The sequence below is a fragment of the Dellaglioa sp. CoH-55-MRSF-7 genome, from assembly GCF_056782235.1.
In genome coordinates, this window is the sequence record NZ_JBXAYI010000004.1 from 1 (window position 1) to 17,809 (window position 17,809).

At 33.4% G+C, this 17,809-nt stretch carries 15 protein-coding genes and 1 pseudogene; 5 read left to right on the forward strand and 11 right to left on the reverse strand.

What is annotated here, in order from left to right; genetic code table 11:
* Nucleotides 1-85: 85 nt before the first annotated feature.
* Nucleotides 86-508, forward strand: a pseudogene (locus tag AC1RPU_RS05175) (transposase); the annotation flags it as partial.
* A 126-nt stretch (nt 509-634) separates the two neighbouring features.
* Here AC1RPU_RS05175 and AC1RPU_RS05180 read toward each other — a convergent pair.
* Both AC1RPU_RS05180 and obgE read right to left on the reverse strand, forming a co-directional pair.
* On the reverse strand, nt 635-2,545 hold the full coding sequence (locus tag AC1RPU_RS05180) for an acyltransferase family protein (protein WP_481761719.1): 1,911 nt from the start codon (nt 2,543-2,545) through the stop codon (nt 635-637).
* A gap of 81 nt (nt 2,546-2,626) precedes the next feature.
* Entirely contained in the window at nt 2,627-3,943 is a 1,317-nt protein-coding gene (gene obgE / locus AC1RPU_RS05185; protein WP_409022424.1) for a GTPase ObgE, read from the reverse strand.
* A gap of 194 nt (nt 3,944-4,137) precedes the next feature.
* Between obgE and AC1RPU_RS05190 the strand changes: the two genes are divergently transcribed.
* Genes AC1RPU_RS05190 through AC1RPU_RS05200 form a run of 3 tightly spaced genes read left to right on the forward strand, consistent with a single transcriptional unit; the run spans nt 4,138 to nt 7,754 of the window.
* Complete coding sequence (locus tag AC1RPU_RS05190; RefSeq protein WP_481761718.1) at nt 4,138-4,893, forward strand: DeoR/GlpR family DNA-binding transcription regulator; 756 nt, start codon at nt 4,138-4,140, stop codon at nt 4,891-4,893.
* Nucleotides 4,890-5,801, forward strand: a complete 912-nt coding sequence (gene pfkB / locus AC1RPU_RS05195; protein ID WP_481761717.1) for a 1-phosphofructokinase — start codon at nt 4,890-4,892, stop codon at nt 5,799-5,801. The genes AC1RPU_RS05190 and pfkB overlap by 4 nt, the downstream gene beginning before the upstream one ends.
* Nucleotides 5,802-5,825: 24 nt before the next feature.
* Complete coding sequence (locus AC1RPU_RS05200; RefSeq protein WP_409022421.1) at nt 5,826-7,754, forward strand: PTS fructose transporter subunit IIABC; 1,929 nt, start codon at nt 5,826-5,828, stop codon at nt 7,752-7,754.
* Between the two features lie 115 nt (nt 7,755-7,869).
* On the opposite strand, the gene uvrC is transcribed toward AC1RPU_RS05200, so the two are convergent.
* From uvrC to AC1RPU_RS05215, 3 genes are all read right to left on the reverse strand, one after another.
* Entirely contained in the window at nt 7,870-9,639 is a 1,770-nt protein-coding gene (uvrC, locus tag AC1RPU_RS05205) for an excinuclease ABC subunit UvrC (RefSeq protein WP_481761716.1), read from the reverse strand.
* A 109-nt stretch (nt 9,640-9,748) separates the two neighbouring features.
* The gene (locus tag AC1RPU_RS05210; protein ID WP_409022419.1) at nt 9,749-10,483 is read right to left on the reverse strand and encodes an amino acid ABC transporter ATP-binding protein; all 735 of its coding nucleotides are present in this window, start codon (nt 10,481-10,483) and stop codon (nt 9,749-9,751) included.
* Nucleotides 10,476-11,936: an ABC transporter substrate-binding protein/permease gene (locus AC1RPU_RS05215; RefSeq protein ID WP_481761715.1), complete on the reverse strand. Its 1,461-nt coding sequence runs from the start codon at nt 11,934-11,936 to the stop codon at nt 10,476-10,478. The genes AC1RPU_RS05210 and AC1RPU_RS05215 overlap by 8 nt, the downstream gene beginning before the upstream one ends.
* 202 nt (nt 11,937-12,138) lie before the next feature.
* Between AC1RPU_RS05215 and AC1RPU_RS05220 the strand changes: the two genes are divergently transcribed.
* A complete protein-coding gene (locus AC1RPU_RS05220; RefSeq protein ID WP_409022417.1) occupies nt 12,139-12,291 on the forward strand; it encodes an SPJ_0845 family protein in 153 nt (50 codons plus the stop codon).
* Nucleotides 12,292-12,328: 37 nt separating this feature from the next.
* Here the strand turns inward: AC1RPU_RS05220 and AC1RPU_RS05225 are convergent, their stop codons facing one another.
* From AC1RPU_RS05225 to tig, 6 genes are all read right to left on the reverse strand, one after another.
* Nucleotides 12,329-12,622: a nucleoside triphosphate pyrophosphohydrolase family protein gene (locus AC1RPU_RS05225; protein ID WP_409022416.1), complete on the reverse strand. Its 294-nt coding sequence runs from the start codon at nt 12,620-12,622 to the stop codon at nt 12,329-12,331.
* Complete coding sequence (gene yihA / locus AC1RPU_RS05230; RefSeq protein WP_481761714.1) at nt 12,612-13,217, reverse strand: ribosome biogenesis GTP-binding protein YihA/YsxC; 606 nt, start codon at nt 13,215-13,217, stop codon at nt 12,612-12,614. Before yihA ends, AC1RPU_RS05225 begins: the two co-directional genes overlap by 11 nt.
* A 119-nt stretch (nt 13,218-13,336) precedes the next feature.
* Nucleotides 13,337-13,789: a hypothetical protein gene (locus AC1RPU_RS05235; protein WP_481761713.1), complete on the reverse strand. Its 453-nt coding sequence runs from the start codon at nt 13,787-13,789 to the stop codon at nt 13,337-13,339.
* A gap of 34 nt (nt 13,790-13,823) precedes the next feature.
* Complete coding sequence (locus tag AC1RPU_RS05240; RefSeq protein ID WP_409022413.1) at nt 13,824-14,891, reverse strand: WxLIP family cell surface protein; 1,068 nt, start codon at nt 14,889-14,891, stop codon at nt 13,824-13,826.
* Nucleotides 14,892-15,029: 138 nt separating this feature from the next.
* Complete coding sequence (gene clpX, locus AC1RPU_RS05245) at nt 15,030-16,289, reverse strand: ATP-dependent Clp protease ATP-binding subunit ClpX (RefSeq protein WP_409022412.1); 1,260 nt, start codon at nt 16,287-16,289, stop codon at nt 15,030-15,032.
* 177 nt (nt 16,290-16,466) lie between these two features.
* Nucleotides 16,467-17,765: a trigger factor gene (tig, locus tag AC1RPU_RS05250; RefSeq protein ID WP_409022411.1), complete on the reverse strand. Its 1,299-nt coding sequence runs from the start codon at nt 17,763-17,765 to the stop codon at nt 16,467-16,469.
* Nucleotides 17,766-17,809: the final 44 nt, after the last annotated feature.

Genomic DNA, 17,809 nt, shown 5'->3' on the forward strand with positions numbered 1-17,809 from the left:
GGACATACAAAAATCCCTCCATGATTATCGGATGAAATTATATTATTTCATCTGACAACCATAAAGGGATTATTACAAAGCTTTAAAAACTCAGTGGCGCCTTTTTCACAAACAAGAAACAGAACTAGAAAGTTCAAAATCTGTTTATTTTTTTAGTACGAAAGAATATATGACGCAACAGAATGTTGTTGATTTAGGATTAGAACAAAGTTCTAACTTCAAAAAAGTCTATGAAACATATCAAGATATTTTATTAGCTATCAATAAAGCCGACACTTCTAATTTAACTCAGTTATTAGAAGACTATCAACCTAATAACAGTGAAATGGATACTGTAATAACCACTTTTAAAAAGAATCAGCATTATATTAAAAATAGTTTATCTTCACCATATTCAAATGGCCCTATAGAGGGACTTAACCGAAAAATTAAAACACTTAAACGTAGCTGTTACGGTTTCAGAAACTGGCATCATCTATTTGAAAGAATTTTATTAATTCATAACTAAAAAAAGGAAATCCTTTTGGATTTCCCTTAATTAAATTAGACGTTTATCGTCTCACCAACACTATTTGACGCAGACCCAAAAATAAGAAGCCCTACAAACCATAGTTTGTAGGGCTTCTTAAGTATTTTACATATTTTTAATTAATTGTCTTGCAATATACGTTGCATAATACTTTGAACCATCGGGATCTGGATGAACATTATCATCATAAAACCACTCTGTATGATCCTTACTATATGAATACCAATCAATTATATGCAAATTTGAATATTTTTTCTTTTGTGTCTCCAACATGCTATTAACGGTACCTTCCCAACGCCTTGTTGGGACATGTACATTAATCCAGTAAACTTGTTTCCCCGAACCAACTGCACTCATAATATCGTCAAACTGATCGGTTGTAAATGGACTATTTGTCCCTAAACCAATAACAACGTTATCTTGAAGTTTACCTTGCTTAGCCAACAACCTAATATCATCAGCAGCTGTATATACCTGACGACCGACTTTTGCATCAACATACATATGTGGGAAATCATCTTGTAATATGTTTTCTCCATCTGCCAATACAGAATCACCAATTGCCGTTGCATATACGCTTGAGGCTTTTTTTGTCTCAGCCTTTGTTAATGATGTTGGGCTTTGTTTTTCAGCAACTACTTTTGAAGAACTAGTTTTAGAAGCACTTTTGCTACTTGATTGTTTTTTCTTAGAACTAGACGAGCTCGGTTTTTTTAATGCGTCAGCATTCTTTTTATCAGCTACTTTAGCATTCTCACTAATAGTATTCTGTAAAGCATTCACTCCAGTAATTGAAAGACTTGGTCCGTTAATTATTCCAAACAACGCTATACCAATTATTAATGCACCCACAATAATAGAAAATTTTTGACGAGTTTTTTTAATATCCTTTGTAAAGGTTTCTTTAATAAATGTAAATGTTTGTTTATAATTAAATCTTTGTAGAGGTCTTTCTAAGAATCGATATGACAAATCACTCACTAATAAAATGATAGATATTTCAATTAGCGCGTTTAGCCATGGATGATCACCTATACTCTGAATCTTTGACTCATAGAATACCATTATTGGAAATTGATATAGGTAAATGCCATAACTTCTCTTACCAACCCAAGTAAAAACAGGATTTGTCATAATTTTGTTCATATCCGCTCCAGGATGTGCAATTGTAGCTACAAAAATCATAACTAAAACTGAAAAGAAAAACATCCCTCCACGATAAACAAGCGAACTTTGATCTGACATAGTCAAAAACAAACTAATAATTGTTATGAGCGATACTATACCTAACGCATCTAAAACAAATCGGCCTTTTTTTGAAATTTCCTTTTTTAAAGAACTGCTTGGCCAAATAAATGAAAGTGCTGACCCCAATAAAATTGAAAACATTCTTGTATCCGTTCCATAATAGACACGACTTGGATCAGATCCTGCTTTATACAAGAAGGCCATCGCTAATGCGGAAATAAAAGCTAAGATAAAGATAAGATTAAAAATCCGTTCTTTTCGTTTTAAAAACACAATTAGCAACGCCACTATAATAGGCCAGAAAAAATAGTACTGACCTTCAATTGATAGCGACCAAAGATGCGTAAATGGTGATGGCGTCCCGAAATGATCAAAATATGATTCTTTGTGCAAAACTTGAAACCAATTATAAACATATAACAAATTTGATGCGAAAATTTCTTGAATATTTTTCAATAACTCTCTTTGAAATAGTGTTATATAGGCAATAGTTGCAATCAACATCGTCAATAACGCTGGATAAAGTCGTCGAACCCGTCGAATATAAAAGCCTAGAACATCAATTTTTTTATTTTGTTCCCATTCCTGATTAAGTAAATCAGTAATCAAGTAACCCGATACAACAAAAAATATCGGTACACCTAAGTATCCACCTTGTAGACTAGATGGCACGAGGTGATAAAGGATAACCCCAATAACAGCCAATGTCCTCACGCCATCAAAGCCAGTAATATATCTGGCTTTTTTTAATCTTTTTTTCTTATCCATCTTGTTCCGTTCTCCTCTTATCTTATATAAATTACCCTTTTATTTGCTGATAGCGTAACCGTAAATTATTAATATTCCGAATTATTCAACGAACTCAAATGAGAATTTATCAATTCTCACTATATCCCCACTTTTAGCACCACGTTCACGTAAAGCATCATCGACACCCATACCACGAAGTTGACGTGCAAAACGCATCAAACTTTCGTCTCGGTCCATATTTGTCATTTGGTATAGACGTTCTAATTTTTCTCCAGAAAGAACCCAAGTTAAATCTTCATCCCTATTAATAACAAAATCAGGTGCAGATTTTTCTTGTTCTTTTTCGAAATCATAGATTTTTTGTTGTGCTTCTTGTTCTTTCAAGTTTAGTGCTGGGAACATTGGTGTTTCTTCCAATAAATCACCAGCTACATTCATTAAGGTTTGTAGTCCCTCACGAGTAATAGAAGAAGTAGAAAATACACGAGGTGTTTCTTCCACTGTAGAATCTTCTGCCAATTGTTTTTTAAATGCTTCTAACTGTTCTGCAGCCCCTGGCATATCCATCTTACTTGCCACAATTAATTGCGGACGTTCAAGTAATTCAGGGTCATAATTTTTTAATTCTTTATTAATCTTAAGATAGTCGTCAAACGGATCACGACCTTCTTCAGGATTCATATCAACTAAATGAAGAATAACACGTGTCCGCTCAATATGACGTAAAAATTGAATTCCTAATCCAACGCCAACTGAAGCCCCTTCAATCAATCCGGGTAAATCAGCAATAACAAAATCACGGTTATCATCTAAACGAACCATCCCTAAATTAGGTGATAACGTTGTAAAATGATAATCTGCAATTTTAGGTTTGGCACTTGTCACAACTGAAAGAAGCGTTGACTTACCGACAGATGGAAATCCAACTAACCCAACATCAGCTAAAACTTTTAATTCAAGTTGAATTTTACGTTCTACTCCAGGTTCACCATTTTCAGAAATTTCTGGAGCTGGATTTTTAGGACTAGCAAATCTAATATTGCCACGACCACCTCGACCACCCTTGGCAACAACAGCATAATCTCCTTTATGAACGAGATCAGCGATTACTGCTCCTGTTTCAGCATCTTTAATTGTTGTTCCTTCTGGTACTTGAACTCTTTTATCAGGTGCACCATGTCCGTGCATCCCTTTAATCATTCCTTTTTCACCAGATTCAGCTCTAAAATGTTTACTGTATCTAAAATCCATTAAAGTTCTTAATCCTTCATCTACTTCAAATACAATACTACCACCACGGCCACCATCACCACCGGCTGGTCCACCATTAGGTACATATTTTTCTCGACGGAACGCTACCATCCCGTCGCCACCTTTACCTGCTTTTATTTCAATTGTAACTTGATCTATAAACATACGATCACCTATTCTTTCCGTTGACTACTAACTTACTATTTTAAAGAAGAAAAAGTCATTTGTCTATGTATTTACTTAACTCTTTTAAAAATTCAAGCCAATTTCTCATATTTCAAATTTTTTTGGTATTTTTGAATGTTTTTGGTTGATTTTGAATGTTTTTGGTGGTATTTTATTTATAAGGAGTTGAGAAAGTGCTTACAATTGAAAGGTGCCAATATATTATTTCTGAAATTGACAAACATGGTTATATTAAGTTACAAGATATTTGTCATAAATTAAATGTCTCAGAATCAACTGTTCGACGCGATTTACAGCAGCTTGAAACTGATGGTGAATTAGTAAGAGTTCATGGTGGTGCACAAAGCATCCAATCATTAAAAGTTGAAGCAAATTTAGAAGAAAAATTTTCATTAAATACGCCAAATAAAATAGCAGTTGCTAAAGCTGCTGCAAATTTAATCAAACCTAATAATGTGATTTTTCTTGATGCTGGTAGTACAACTTTCGCAATGATTCCCTATCTTAAGTTAGTTAACAATCTAACTGTTGTTACAAACGGTGTTAATCATGCACTTTCTCTTTCTGAAAATGATATTAGAACAATCGTCATCGGTGGTCAAGTTAAAGCTAATACAAAGGCTATTGTGGGAGCTGATAGTATTAAATCAATCAAGAACCTTCAATTTGATTTAGTCTTTCTCGGTATTAATTCAATTAACAATAAATTTGGATTTAGCACACCAGATCCTGAAGAAGCCGCAGTTAAACTGGCCGCAATTCATCAAAGTCGACAAACTTATGTTTTAGCCGACAAATCAAAATTTAACCAAGTTTCATTCATTAAAGTTGCAGATCTTAATCAGGCTACAATTATCACTGATAAATTGCCGGTAACTGATTCTGAAAATTATAAAACACAAACAAAAATTTTGGAGGTACAACAATGATTTACACAGTAACTTTAAATCCTTCTATTGATTACATCGTTCAACTAGATAAGTTAACGCTTGGCGAAGTTAATCGGATGGATTATGATACAAAATTACCAGGTGGTAAAGGTATAAACGTTTCCCGAATTTTAAATGAATTGAATCAACCTAATAAAGCACTTGGTTTTATTGGTGGATTCACAGGTGAATTTATTAAGTCAGCTATGATAGCTAATCACCTAGATACTCAATTTACAAAAATAAAAGCTGATTCTAGAATTAATATTAAAATAAAAGCTGACCAAGAAACCGAAATAAATGGTAAGGGTCCTCTAATATCAGATGATGAACTTAAACTATTCAATGAGCAATTTGAAACATTGACGTCTGATGATACTGTCATTTTAGCTGGTAGTTTAGTTCCTAACCTATCTCAAGATTTTTATTATGAATTAATTAAAGTAATTCGTTCTAAAGGCGCACAATTTGTTATTGATACAACTGGTGAAGCACTATTGAAAACAATTAGTGAAAAACCTCTCGTCGTGAAACCAAATCACCATGAATTAGCCGAATTATTCAATGTTACTTTAAACGGTATCAACGATATTGTGAAATATGGTCAAAAATTATTAGAATTAGGTGCACAACATGTTTTAATTTCAATGGCTGGCGATGGCGGCCTATTGATTACTAAAGATGCTGTTTACCAAAGTAATGCGCCTAAAGGGACTGTTATTAATTCAGTTGGTGCTGGCGATTCAATGATTGCTGGTTTTACAGGTACCTTTGCAAAAACTAATGATCCTATTGAAAGTTTTAAATATGGACTAGCTTGTGGCTCCGCAACTGCATTTTCTGAAGATATTGCAACTATTGAAAAAATTAACGAAATTTTACCACAAATTGATATTAAGAAAATCTAACTATTATAAAAGGAGTTTTACACTATGGACTTAAATGAATTATTACTTAAAGATGTCATGATTATGGATCTTCAAGCAACAACAAAAGCCGAAGCAATTGATGAAATGGTACATAAATACTTTGAGGCTGGCGTGATTGATGATGAGGAACTTTACAAACAAGACATTCTAAAACGTGAAGCACAATCAACTACTGGTATCGGTGAAGGTATTGCCATGCCACATGCAAAAAATAAAGCTGTTAAACGTGCTACTGTCCTATTTGCTAAAAGTAAAGCAGGACTTGACTATGATTCACTTGATGGTCAACCTACATTTTTATTTTTCATGATTGCTGCTCCTGAAGGTGCAAACGATGCCCATTTACAAGCATTAGCTGCTTTATCAAGTCTATTAATTAATCCCGATTTAGTTGATAAATTAAAAACAGTCACAACTCCAGATGAGGTTCAAGCTGCCTTCACTGCCGCTGAAAATGAAAAAGAAGCAAAAGAAGCTGCTGCACAACTTGCTGCTAAAAACACTGATGTTAAACCATCAGGTAATCCATACGTGGTCGCTGTAACAGCCTGCCCTACTGGTATCGCTCATACTTATATGGCTGAAGCTGCCCTCATCAAACAAGCTGAAGAGATGGGCGTTGACATTAAAGTTGAAACAAATGGCTCAGAAGGTATTAAGCATCGTTTAACTGACGAAGAAATTAAACGTGCGTCTGGTGTCATTGTCGCCGCTGATAAAAAAGTTGCTATGGATCGTTTCGATGGCAAACCTTTAATTAACCGTCCTGTTACCGATGGTATTAAAAAAGCCGAAGAATTGATTACTGCCGCAGTAAACGGAAAAGCACCTATTTATCATGCTAAAGGAACCGACGCTGCTGAAAATGATGAAGAAACCTCTGGTAGTGTTTGGAATGAAATTTATAAGAACTTAATGAACGGTGTATCACACATGTTACCATTTGTTGTTGGTGGCGGTATCTTAATGGCACTCTCATTCATCGTTGAACAATACGTTCCCGGTGGCTCAAGTTCACAAACTTTTATCTTCTTAAATGGAATTGGTAATTATGCATTTGCTTTCTTAGTACCTATCTTAGCCGGTTTTATTGCTATGAGTATTGGTGATCGTCCTGCCCTTATGCCTGGTATTGTTGGTGGTTACATGGCTAACTTTGCTGCCGCAAATGTTATTAAAACTGAATCTGTTTCTGGTTTCTTAGGTGGTTTAGCAGCTGGTTTTATTGCCGGTTATGTTATTGTCGGTCTTAAAAAACTCTTTAAAAACTTACCAAAATCACTAGATGGGATGAAACCTATCCTAATCTACCCTATTTTATCCTTATTAATTGTCGGCGCGATTATGTTCTTTATGGTTAATCCTATCTTCGCACAAATTAATCATGTCTTGTCAGATTTCTTAACTCATATGGGAACAGCCAATGCCGTCTTAATCGGTACAATTCTTGCTGCTATGATGGCTATCGATATGGGTGGTCCATTTAACAAAGCAGCTTATACATTCTCAATTGGTGTCTTCACTTCTACTGGTGATGGTAAAATGATGGCTGCTGTTATGGTTGGTGGTATGATTCCTCCACTTGCAATAGCTATTGCATCAACATTCTGGAAAAATAAATTTTCTGAAGATGAAAGAAAAGCCGGTTTGTCAAACTACATTCTTGGTATTTCATTTATTACTGAAGGTGCTATTCCTTACGCAGCAGCAGATCCATTACACGTCATTACATCAAGTGTAATTGGTGCTGCAATCGGTGGTGGTTTAAGTCAATTCTGGAACGTCTCTGTTCCTGCACCTCATGGTGGTCTTTGGGTAATTGCCTTAGCTACAAATAAAACGTTCTACTTACTTTCTGTTTTAATTGGTGCTGCAGTTGCAGGGATTATCCTCGGTATCTGGCGTCCAGTTGCAAAAGAAAATAAGAAATAATTCGTTTAACTTTGAAGAGCTATCAGGATAATACCTGATAGCTCTTCTTTATTTTAAAATAAAAAGGAGTCCTTAATGACATAAATCTCTGTCATTAAGGACTCCTTTTGTAAATTTATAATGATAATTTTATTGTTTGTGCGACTGTCTTTGAAATACCTAATCCTTGTAACTCTTCCATTGAAGCGTCTTTAATATGTTTCATCGACCCAAATTCTTTTAACAATTTCGTTTTGGTTTTTGGCCCAACACCCTGGATAGAATCTAAACGAGAACTAAGTGAGTTCTTTGAATGAACTTGACGATGAAAGGTAATGGCAAATCGATGGACTTCATCTTGAATCCTTTGTAAAAGGTAAAACCCTTCACTCTTTGGATCCAATGATAGTCTTTGATCAGCATCACCAAACATTAAATCAGATGTTTTATGCTTGTTATTTTTAACCATCCCCGCTACTGGAATCATTAAATCTAATTCATTACTTAAAACGTCTTTTGCAGCTTCTATTTGTATTTCAGCACCATCCATTAAAATTAAATCTGGCATAGGCTTACCTTCCTTCAAAAGACGTGTATAACGTCGGCGAACAACTTCACGTGTACTTGCTGCTTCATCCGCATGATCAACTGTATTCAACTTATATTTGCGATATTCGCTCTTCTCAGGTTTACCATCAATAAAACTAACCATGGCTGATACCAGATCAGTCCCTTGTATATGTGAGTGATCAAAAGATTCTATTCGATGACCTTCTGGAATCCCCATAGCGTCTGTAATTTCTTTCATGGCACCAGTTGTTTTGCGCCCATCTAATTCTAGTAATCTGAATTTTTCTTCAAGAACTAAGCGAGCATTTTTTTTAGCTAATTTTAAAAGTTCACTTTTTTGCCCACGTTGTGGTGTCCGAATTGGTACTTGTAAGATATCAGATAAGATATCTGTATCAATTCCTGCTGGAACTAATATTTCTTTTGGTAACACATTATTTTTTCGATTATAAAACTGAAGGATAAAAGTTGCCATTTCTTCTTCAGCCGTTGTTACAATTGGAAAAAGTCTTTTTTCTCGCTTCATTAATCGTGCTTGCCTAATAAAGAAAACTTGAATTGACAACCAACCTTTATCCAGATAGAAATTAAACAAATCTCTAGGTGTATTATCATTTGAAATGATTTTTTGTTTTTCAACAGTAACTTCAATAAAATGAATTTGATCACGTAATTCAGCGGCACGTTCAAATAACATTTCATCCGCTGCCTTACTCATTTCTTTTTTTAGTTTTTGTTTTGCTACAATCACATTACCATTTAAAAATGATTTGATTTTTTTTATTTGAGCCTCATATTTTTCATGCGGAACTTCTTTAAAACAAGAGCCTAAACATTGCCCCATATGATAATACAAACATGGTCGCTTCTGAAATCCATTGCATCTTCTTAAAGGATAAACTTTTTGTAAAAACTGCAATGTTTCCTGAGCTGCATAAACATTTGGATAAGGACCAAAATAAAATCCACCGTCCTTATTAACCTGACTAACGATTTGCATCATTGGGTCTTTTTCATTTGTAATTTTAATATATGGATATCCAGTACCTTTCTTTAATTTTATATTATAATACGGCTGATGTTTTTGAATTAAAGTAATTTCCAACAGAAATGCTTCTTTATCAGTGGATGTAATAATTGTTTCAAAATCAACAATTTGAGAAACCAATTTAGCTGTTTTTCCATCATGCGCACTTTTGAAGTAAGAACGCACCCGATTTTTTAAATTTTTTGCTTTCCCAACATAAATAATCTGACTATTTAAATTTTTCATGATATAGCATCCTGGTAATGCTGGTAATAATGCTAATTTATTTTCGATATGCTCTGAAGCCAATCGAGGCACCTTCTTTACGTTAATATATGCTTTAATTATACCCCGAACAAGCGTTTGAATAAAGAAAATAGATTCCAAATAGACGGGAGTCTATCTGAAATCTATTTTTTTACAATATCTTTGATAAAAAATCTTGCGCACGTTCTGACGTCGGATGATCAAAAACATCTTCTGGACGTCCTTTTTCTTGAATATATCCTTGATCCATGAACCAAATTTGATCTGCTACTTCTCTAGCAAAACCCATTTCATGTGTCACAACTACCATCGTCATTCCGTCACTAGCCAACGTTTTCATAACTTTAAGTACTTCTCCGACCATTTCAGGATCTAATGCTGAAGTTGGCTCATCGAATAAGAGTACTTCTGGATCCATGGCTAATGCTCTGGCAATCGCAACTCGTTGCTTTTGACCACCAGATAAACTATCTGGATATTGTAGTGCCTTATCTGCTAATCCAACTTTTTCTAATAAATTGGTAGCTATATCAGCTGACTCTTTATCTGATATATTTTTAACTTTCATGGGAGCCAATTTTATATTCTCAATTACATTCATATTTGGAAACAAATTAAAACCTTGAAAAACCATCCCCATTTTTTCTCTCAATTGATTTAAGTCTTTTTCATTTAAACTTGTTAAATTTTCACCTTCGAATAAAATATCCCCTGATGTAGGAACTTCAAGTAGATTCAGACAACGTAAAAAGGTACTTTTACCAGATCCTGATGGTCCAATCACACAGATAACCTGTCCTTTATCAACTGATTCAGAAATATCTTTTAAAACATCATTTTTTCCAAAGGATTTTCTTAATTTATTAACTTCAATAATTTTAGACATGCTTCATCTTCCCTTCAAAGTAATTTAATAATTTAGATAAGCTAAATGTTAAAACAAAGTAAATTAACATTGCAACAAAGATAGGCGCAATACCTTTATAAGTAGCTGATTGAACCATTTTCATCTGATAAATTAAATCAGTCACACCAATAATAGAAACAATTGAACTTTCTTTTATTAATGTTATAAATTCATTTCCCAGAGCTGGCCAAATATTTTTTAGTGCTTGTGGAATAATAACAGACTGATACGTCTCTTTCTGTGAAAGCCCCAAACTTCTTGCTGCTTCCATTTGTCCATCATCAACAGAAGAGATTCCCGATCGTATTACTTCAGCTATATATGCGCCTGAATTAAGCGATACAGCAATAATACCTGCAATTAGCGCTGGAATATTTACTAACATTCCAATACCGAAGTACACAAACATCACTTGAATCATTAGAGGCGTTCCACGAACAAATTCAATGTAGGATACTGCAATTACTTTAATCACTTTATTTTTGCCCAAACGCATGAGTGCTAGCAACGTTCCTAATATAACACCAACAATAACTGAAACCGCCGTTATTAATAAAGTATAACCAATTCCTTTGGCAAAATATTTCCAATAGTGAATCATTGTGTTATCCGATGTATTTTTTGTTAAATAATTACTAGCCTCAGGTAAATATGTCGTATTTATTAAATTTTTCTTTTTAATTTCTTTAATAGACTTATTTACAGCTGCCACCAAAGTATCGGAATTCTTTGCAAATCCGGCTGCAGCTCCCCTTGCATCAGGCGCTGAGATAAATCCAGGATTAACAACTGCTAATGAACTATCATTTTGTGCGTATGCTTTAGCAGTTGGTTCTTCCATGGCAACACCCGCTACCTTACCACTTTTAAGCGCTAAAATTAAATCGGTTACTTTAGCCAACCCTTTAATATTCACATTTTTTATTTGTTCTTTACTCATTGTATATTGAAGCGATCCAGTTTGAGCCCCAACTGATAGCCCAGAAAAATCATTTAAAGTCTTATATTTATCTTCATCAGTCTTATTAACCAACATCATTTGTTTTCCATTGTAATAAACATCTGAAAAATCAATACTTTTTTTACGATCATCCGACGGATTCATACCTGAAATAACCATATCAATTTTATTAGTTTCTAAGCCAACAAGTAATGAGTCAAAATCCATTTTCTTAATTACTAACTTAACTCCAATGTCTTTAGCAATTTTTTGTGCAATTGAAATATCAAATCCAACGATTTTATCATCGCCATTAACTGTTGTTTGAAATTCATAGGGTGGATAATCTGGACTTGTTCCAAGTACTAACGTTCCCTTATCCTTAACATTCTGTAAAGAGTTACCAGTTGCAGCACTTACTTGATTACTACCAACTAACATCATGAAAAATGCGATTAATATACCTATAAACCATTTTTTATTTATTTGCATCAATTTACTCCTCTTTTTTAATTTCTCTTATTAGTGAATAAATCGATTATATGCTACAAAGATTTTTTATGCAATTAAATACATATAATAAATGACTTTATACATATAAAAGTTATTTAAAGCGCTTTTTATGCATTAATCAGTTGTCTTGTATTCATTTTAATAAACTGTTATTCTATATTTACATAAGGAGGCTACAATTATGAGCTTAAAAATCCAACGCCAAGATAACTTGGAAAGTTTATTTGATAAATTTGCACTTGACCCTAAAGATCCTGCTAAAGTTGAACTTAAGTCTTCAGAAACGGAAGAGAAGCCTAGTTCTGATGTTAAAGAATCGAAACCTAAAAAATAAAAAAATTCAGATAAGTTATAAACTTATCTGAATTTTTTTATTTTTTAAATCCATCTGGGTAACGTTTATTTAATTTTAAAATATTATCTCTTGCAACATCATCAAATTCAATATCGGCCCATTCAGCAATTTGGGATAAATACCAAAGTACATCTCCCATTTCTTTAGTTAATTTCACTTTATCTAATTCTCGACCTTTAAAAGTATAATCTTTAATTAAATCAACTAATTGTCCACCTTCAGCCGCAACACCTAATGCACAATTTGTTAAAACTTGTTCAGTTCCATATAATGTGCGATTTGCTGCTTCTTGATATTCATTAAATTCCATTTTTTTCTCCTAGTTCTGTATGACTTTCAATCCATTGCCAAATCTCTTCTTTTCCAGATTTGTCTTGAGCCGAAAATAAAACAAAATCATCTTCAGGTGTCAAAGACAATGAACGTCTTATGATACTCTCATGTTGATTCCACTTACCACGAGAAATTTTGTCGCTCTTTGTCGCAACAACCAATACAGGAATATCGTAATAGTGAAGAAAATCAACCATTTGAACATCTAATTTTGTTGGCTCATGTCGAGCATCAACTAATGAAATGACCCCTCTTAAAGAAGTACGTTCTGCTAAATAGGTTTCAATCATTTGTCCCCACTTTGCACGTTCTGTTTTTGACACTTTTGCATATCCATATCCTGGAACATCTACGAAAAATAATTTTTGTTCCACGTTATAAAAGTTCAATGTTTGCGTTTTTCCAGGCTGACTAGAAGTTCTCGCATAACTTTTACGATTTATTAACGTATTTATTAATGATGATTTTCCAACATTAGAACGTCCTGACAGTGCAATCTCAGGAATACCATCTGTTGGATACTGTGCTGGTGCAACGGCACTCATAACAAGTTCAACATTATGAACATCCATATTAAACACCTTCCTTTCAATACTCAAACCATTTTACCATATAAAAATGTGTTAATGTAACTTAATCTGAATCAAAAAGCTTTACAACATGAATTAAATAATTCGATGTTGTAAAGCTTTTATTTTGTTGCTGCCGTTTGGATAATCCAAATTATTTGTACTTCCGAATATGTTACCACATGCGTTGTCAAAATCTGAATTAAAGTATTGGGCCAATAAAATAAATATTCCCCACTACTATCTTTAGCATTTGCTGTTATATTAGTTGAATCTCCAGAAATTAGATCACCATAAGTTCTTGGCATATTCTTTAATCCAGACTGTAACTTTGGCCGAAATAAGTCAACATGTACAATATCGTTTGACTTATATTGTAGCCTACCTTTCAATTGCCATGATGGTGTCAATCCATCAGTTGCGATTATTTGCAAATAAGGTGATTCTCTATTATTACTATCAGAATAAATTGCAAATTCTGAATTATTTTTCTTAACATATTTGTTAACCGTATTAGGTAACGTACTGTACCCATACGTTATGTCTGCAGACACACTTTTAAGTGTCACGAGCATACTGAAAAATAAAATAAATAATAATATTAAATACTTACTTATCAGCTTTTTTCTTATCAACATATCTTTTAATAAGGAAAAAGATTAGTATCACTAGGATTGCGAGACCAAGACCTAAAGCAACATACCATAGCGGATTTGTTGCTTTTTGTGGATCTCCAATAGCATCTTTGTTGTACTTACTTGCATCATCATTTGTAATTGTGAAGTTTTTATTGAATTTCCAAGTGTTTTTACCACTTGTTGCTACAGCCTTTAATGTGTAGTCTCCAGCTTCTAATTGACCCTTGTCATAAAGCATTGGGAATTTGAAATTTGAATTAGGAGCCATTGATAGGTTCTTTAATGTTGTATTTTCTAAAACATCTGTTGAACCCTTTTTCATAATTTCAGATTTAATTGTTAATTTAGGAATAATTACGGCTTTATCGTTTTGGAATACAGGGAATACACCTTTACGATAGTTTCTCATACCAGCTTTAACTGATAATAAATTCATATTTGGTTCAACCGTCTTCTTCTCTAAAATTTTAATTCCAATTGCATATGAATATGCATTTGAAATTGAAATCCCTTTTTTATTACTTGTTTCTTTAGTTGAATTATCAACTTTTTCAAAATACCAGCTACCTAACAAAACACCGTTGAAACTATCTTTTGGCATAGTAATTGTAGCCTTAACGATTTTACTTCCTTTAGCAGGAACTGTTACGACACTACCTGAATCTAACTTAGTAAGTGAAGCTAAAGGATATTTCATTGATTTATCAATATTCTTTTTTGCTAATTCTTTTGCATATTCAAGCTGACCATTATCATTTGTAGATGCTGTATAAACAGCATTACGAATTTTTAATGCTTTGTCTGATGAATTAAAGATTTTAACTGAAATCGTTTCTTTTTCCTTAGCATCCAATTTCAAATCAAAGTATGATTGTTTCAAACTAGCTTTAACTTGTTTATCAGATTGAATACTTTGAACACTGTACCCAATATTATTTGCAGGAGCCTTAGCTTCAACAGACTTATTGAATAACCCAAGTCCACCCAACAATACCCCAGAAAATCCGAACAAAATCGCTTTTTTTATTGTTTTATTCATGACGTCCACCCTTTATTATTTATTAAAATTATTAACCTTAAATTCATTATACTACATTTATATTCATTACTATGTCTTTTTTTTAGAGTGTACTCACTATATTTGACAGTCTTTAAATGACTATACTCTAACAAGACTTTAAGATGCTGCTTTCTTGCTCCCTTTAATTATTACAGGACCATCAGTTTGATCAACTGTTGCTTTAGTGATAATTACGCGCTCGATGTCTTCTTGGCTTGGAATATCAAACATAACATCACGCATTGTTTCTTCAATAATAGATCGCAAACCTCGTGCCCCAGTATCTCGCTTAATAGCAAGTTCGGCAACTCGTGACAATGCCTCAGGTTCGAATTCAAGCGTCACACCATCTAATTCAACAAGTTTTGTATATTGTTTAACCAATGCATTTTTAGGTTCCGTTAAAATTCGAACTAAATCTTCTTCTTTTAATTCTTCTAAAGCTGTCATAATTGGTAAACGACCAACAAATTCAGGAATTAATCCAAATTTTAATAAATCTTCTGGAATAATTTGTTGCATAACACTATTTTGTTCATCAATAGTTTCAGAATTGGATTCAGCACCGAAACCAATCGTTTTATCGCCTAATCGATTTTTGACCATTGTTTCAATTCCAGCAAATGCCCCACCAACAATAAATAAAATATTCTTAGTATCTATTTGAATTAATTCTTGTTGTGGGTGTTTACGTCCACCTTGAGGCGGAACACTTGCAATAGTACCTTCAAGAATCTTTAAAAGTGCCTGTTGAACACCCTCACCTGATACATCACGTGTGATTGAAACATTCTCACTCTTCTTAGCAATTTTATCGATTTCATCAATGTAGATAATTCCTTTTTCAGCTTTTGCAACATCATAATCTGCACTTTGCAATAATTTTAAAAGGATATTTTCAACATCTTCACCAACATATCCAGCCTCAGTTAAAGTAGTGGCATCTGCAATAGCAAATGGTACGTTTAAAATTTTAGCTAAACTTTGTGCTAAATATGTCTTACCTGATCCCGTAGGACCAACTAAACAAATATTACTTTTTTGTAATTCTGTTTCGTCATTATCTTCGTCAACTTCAAGCATATGATTAACTCGTTTATAATGATTATAAACCGCAACTGACAACGTTTTTTTAGATTGATCTTGCCCAATTACATAATCATTCAATTTATTCATAATTGCTTGTGGTTTTAATACAAGTAATGGTTCAGAATCCATTTGTTCCCTGAATTCCTCGTCGATAATTTCCTTACATAAATCAACACATTCATTACAAATATAAACACCAGGTCCAGCAACGATTTTCATTACTTGATCTTGTGACTTACCGCAAAAAGAACAATTTACGGGTCCGCCTTCTTCAGTATTTTCGAACATTTTACCACCTCGTATTTTTCTTCTCATCTTTTACTTTATGCATACCTATAGTACCAAATAAAGCAATATTTCGCGAATATTTACGTTCAAATGTATTTAACAAAAAAGATTGAAGCTAATAAACTCGCTTCAATCTCATTCATTCAAAATGATTAATCAAAATATCCGATTAATTATTTATTTTTTCATTTTTGCTTCTTCAACTGCTGAGTCAGCTAACTCGTCAACAACTTTCTTGATAGCAATATCATGTTTTACCATATCGTCTGAAAGAGCAGAACGAACTGCTTCTTCTTCCATACCATATTGTTCTGCTAAGTTTGATATTTCAGATGAAACTTCTTCTTCAGAAGGTTCAATTTTTTCAGCGGCAACGATAGCTTCTAACACAAGATTTGTTTTAACACGACGTTCTGCGCCTTCTTCAAATTGTTTGTGTAAATCGTCTTCACTTGTTCCTGTTAATTGGAAGTACATCTTTGTGTCAATTCCTTGTTGTTGCATATTTGCAAGGTATTGATCCATTTGGCGATGAACATCTTCTTCAATCATTGAATTAGGAATTTCATCAACTTTAGCATTATCAACTGCTAATTCAATTGCTGCATCTTGAATTGCTTCCTTAGCTGCAGCTTCTTTTGTTTCTTTAATTTGATCTTTTGTTTTTGCTTGTAATTCTTCAAGCGTATTAACTTCTTCATCAACATCTTTAGCAAATTCATCATCCATTTCTGGAAGTTCTTTGCCTTTGACTTCATGAACTTTAACAGCAAATACTGCTTCTTTACCACGTAAGTCTTCAGCTTGGTAATCTTCAGGGAATGTAACTTTTACGTCAACATCCTCTCCAGCTTTATGTCCTACCAATTGGTCTTCAAATCCAGGAATAAATGAATTTGAACCTAATTCAAGAGTATAATTTTCTGATTTTCCACCATCAAATGCAACGCCATCAACTTTACCTTCAAAATCAATGATAACAGTGTCGCCAGAAATAGCTGCTTCGTCTTCTTTAAGTACAAGTTCAGCTTGTTGTTGACGTTTTGCTTCTAAACTATCTTCTACGTCTTTTTTAGTTACTCGACGTGATTGTTTAGGAACAGTTAATCCTTTATAGTCACCTAATTCAACTTCTGGTTGAAGTGTAACTTTAGCTTTAAGGACCCATGTAGAATCTTTTTCTAAACTATCAATGTTAATATCAGGTTGATCAACGGGTGATACTTTAACTTCTTCAAGTGCCTTTTCGTATGCTTCTGGCAATAGAATGTTTAAAGCATCTTCGTATAATGATTCTTCACCATACATTCTGTTAAATACTTGACGTGAAACTTTTCCTTTACGGAATCCAGGAACAGTTAAATCTTTCTTAACTTTTAAGAAAGCTTTTTCCAATCCTTCTTTAATTTTATCAGTTTCAATTTCGAATGTTATTTCTCCATTGTTTTTACCTGTTTTTTCAAATTTTGCTGACATTGTTTTCCCTCCGGTAGAACAAAAATTTTATATTCGTACTATTT

What these genes read in the sequence shown, in the direction of transcription:
- AC1RPU_RS05215 (WP_481761715.1), bottom strand. Translation starts at nt 11,936, where the DNA reads ATGCAAATAAATAAAAAATGGTTTATAGGTATATTAATCGCATTTTTC.
- AC1RPU_RS05225 (WP_409022416.1), bottom strand. Translation starts at nt 12,622, where the DNA reads ATGGAATTTAATGAATATCAAGAAGCAGCAAATCGCACATTATATGGA.
- AC1RPU_RS05200 (WP_409022421.1), top strand. Translation starts at nt 5,826, where the DNA reads ATGGACTTAAATGAATTATTACTTAAAGATGTCATGATTATGGATCTT.
- pfkB (WP_481761717.1), top strand. Translation starts at nt 4,890, where the DNA reads ATGATTTACACAGTAACTTTAAATCCTTCTATTGATTACATCGTTCAA.
- AC1RPU_RS05220 (WP_409022417.1), top strand. Translation starts at nt 12,139, where the DNA reads ATGAGCTTAAAAATCCAACGCCAAGATAACTTGGAAAGTTTATTTGAT.
- clpX (WP_409022412.1), bottom strand. Translation starts at nt 16,289, where the DNA reads ATGTTCGAAAATACTGAAGAAGGCGGACCCGTAAATTGTTCTTTTTGC.
- obgE (WP_409022424.1), bottom strand. Translation starts at nt 3,943, where the DNA reads ATGTTTATAGATCAAGTTACAATTGAAATAAAAGCAGGTAAAGGTGGC.
- AC1RPU_RS05210 (WP_409022419.1), bottom strand. Translation starts at nt 10,483, where the DNA reads ATGTCTAAAATTATTGAAGTTAATAAATTAAGAAAATCCTTTGGAAAA.
- tig (WP_409022411.1), bottom strand. Translation starts at nt 17,765, where the DNA reads ATGTCAGCAAAATTTGAAAAAACAGGTAAAAACAATGGAGAAATAACA.
- AC1RPU_RS05235 (WP_481761713.1), bottom strand. Translation starts at nt 13,789, where the DNA reads ATGCTCGTGACACTTAAAAGTGTGTCTGCAGACATAACGTATGGGTAC.
- AC1RPU_RS05180 (WP_481761719.1), bottom strand. Translation starts at nt 2,545, where the DNA reads ATGGATAAGAAAAAAAGATTAAAAAAAGCCAGATATATTACTGGCTTT.
- yihA (WP_481761714.1), bottom strand. Translation starts at nt 13,217, where the DNA reads ATGGATGTTCATAATGTTGAACTTGTTATGAGTGCCGTTGCACCAGCA.
- AC1RPU_RS05240 (WP_409022413.1), bottom strand. Translation starts at nt 14,891, where the DNA reads ATGAATAAAACAATAAAAAAAGCGATTTTGTTCGGATTTTCTGGGGTA.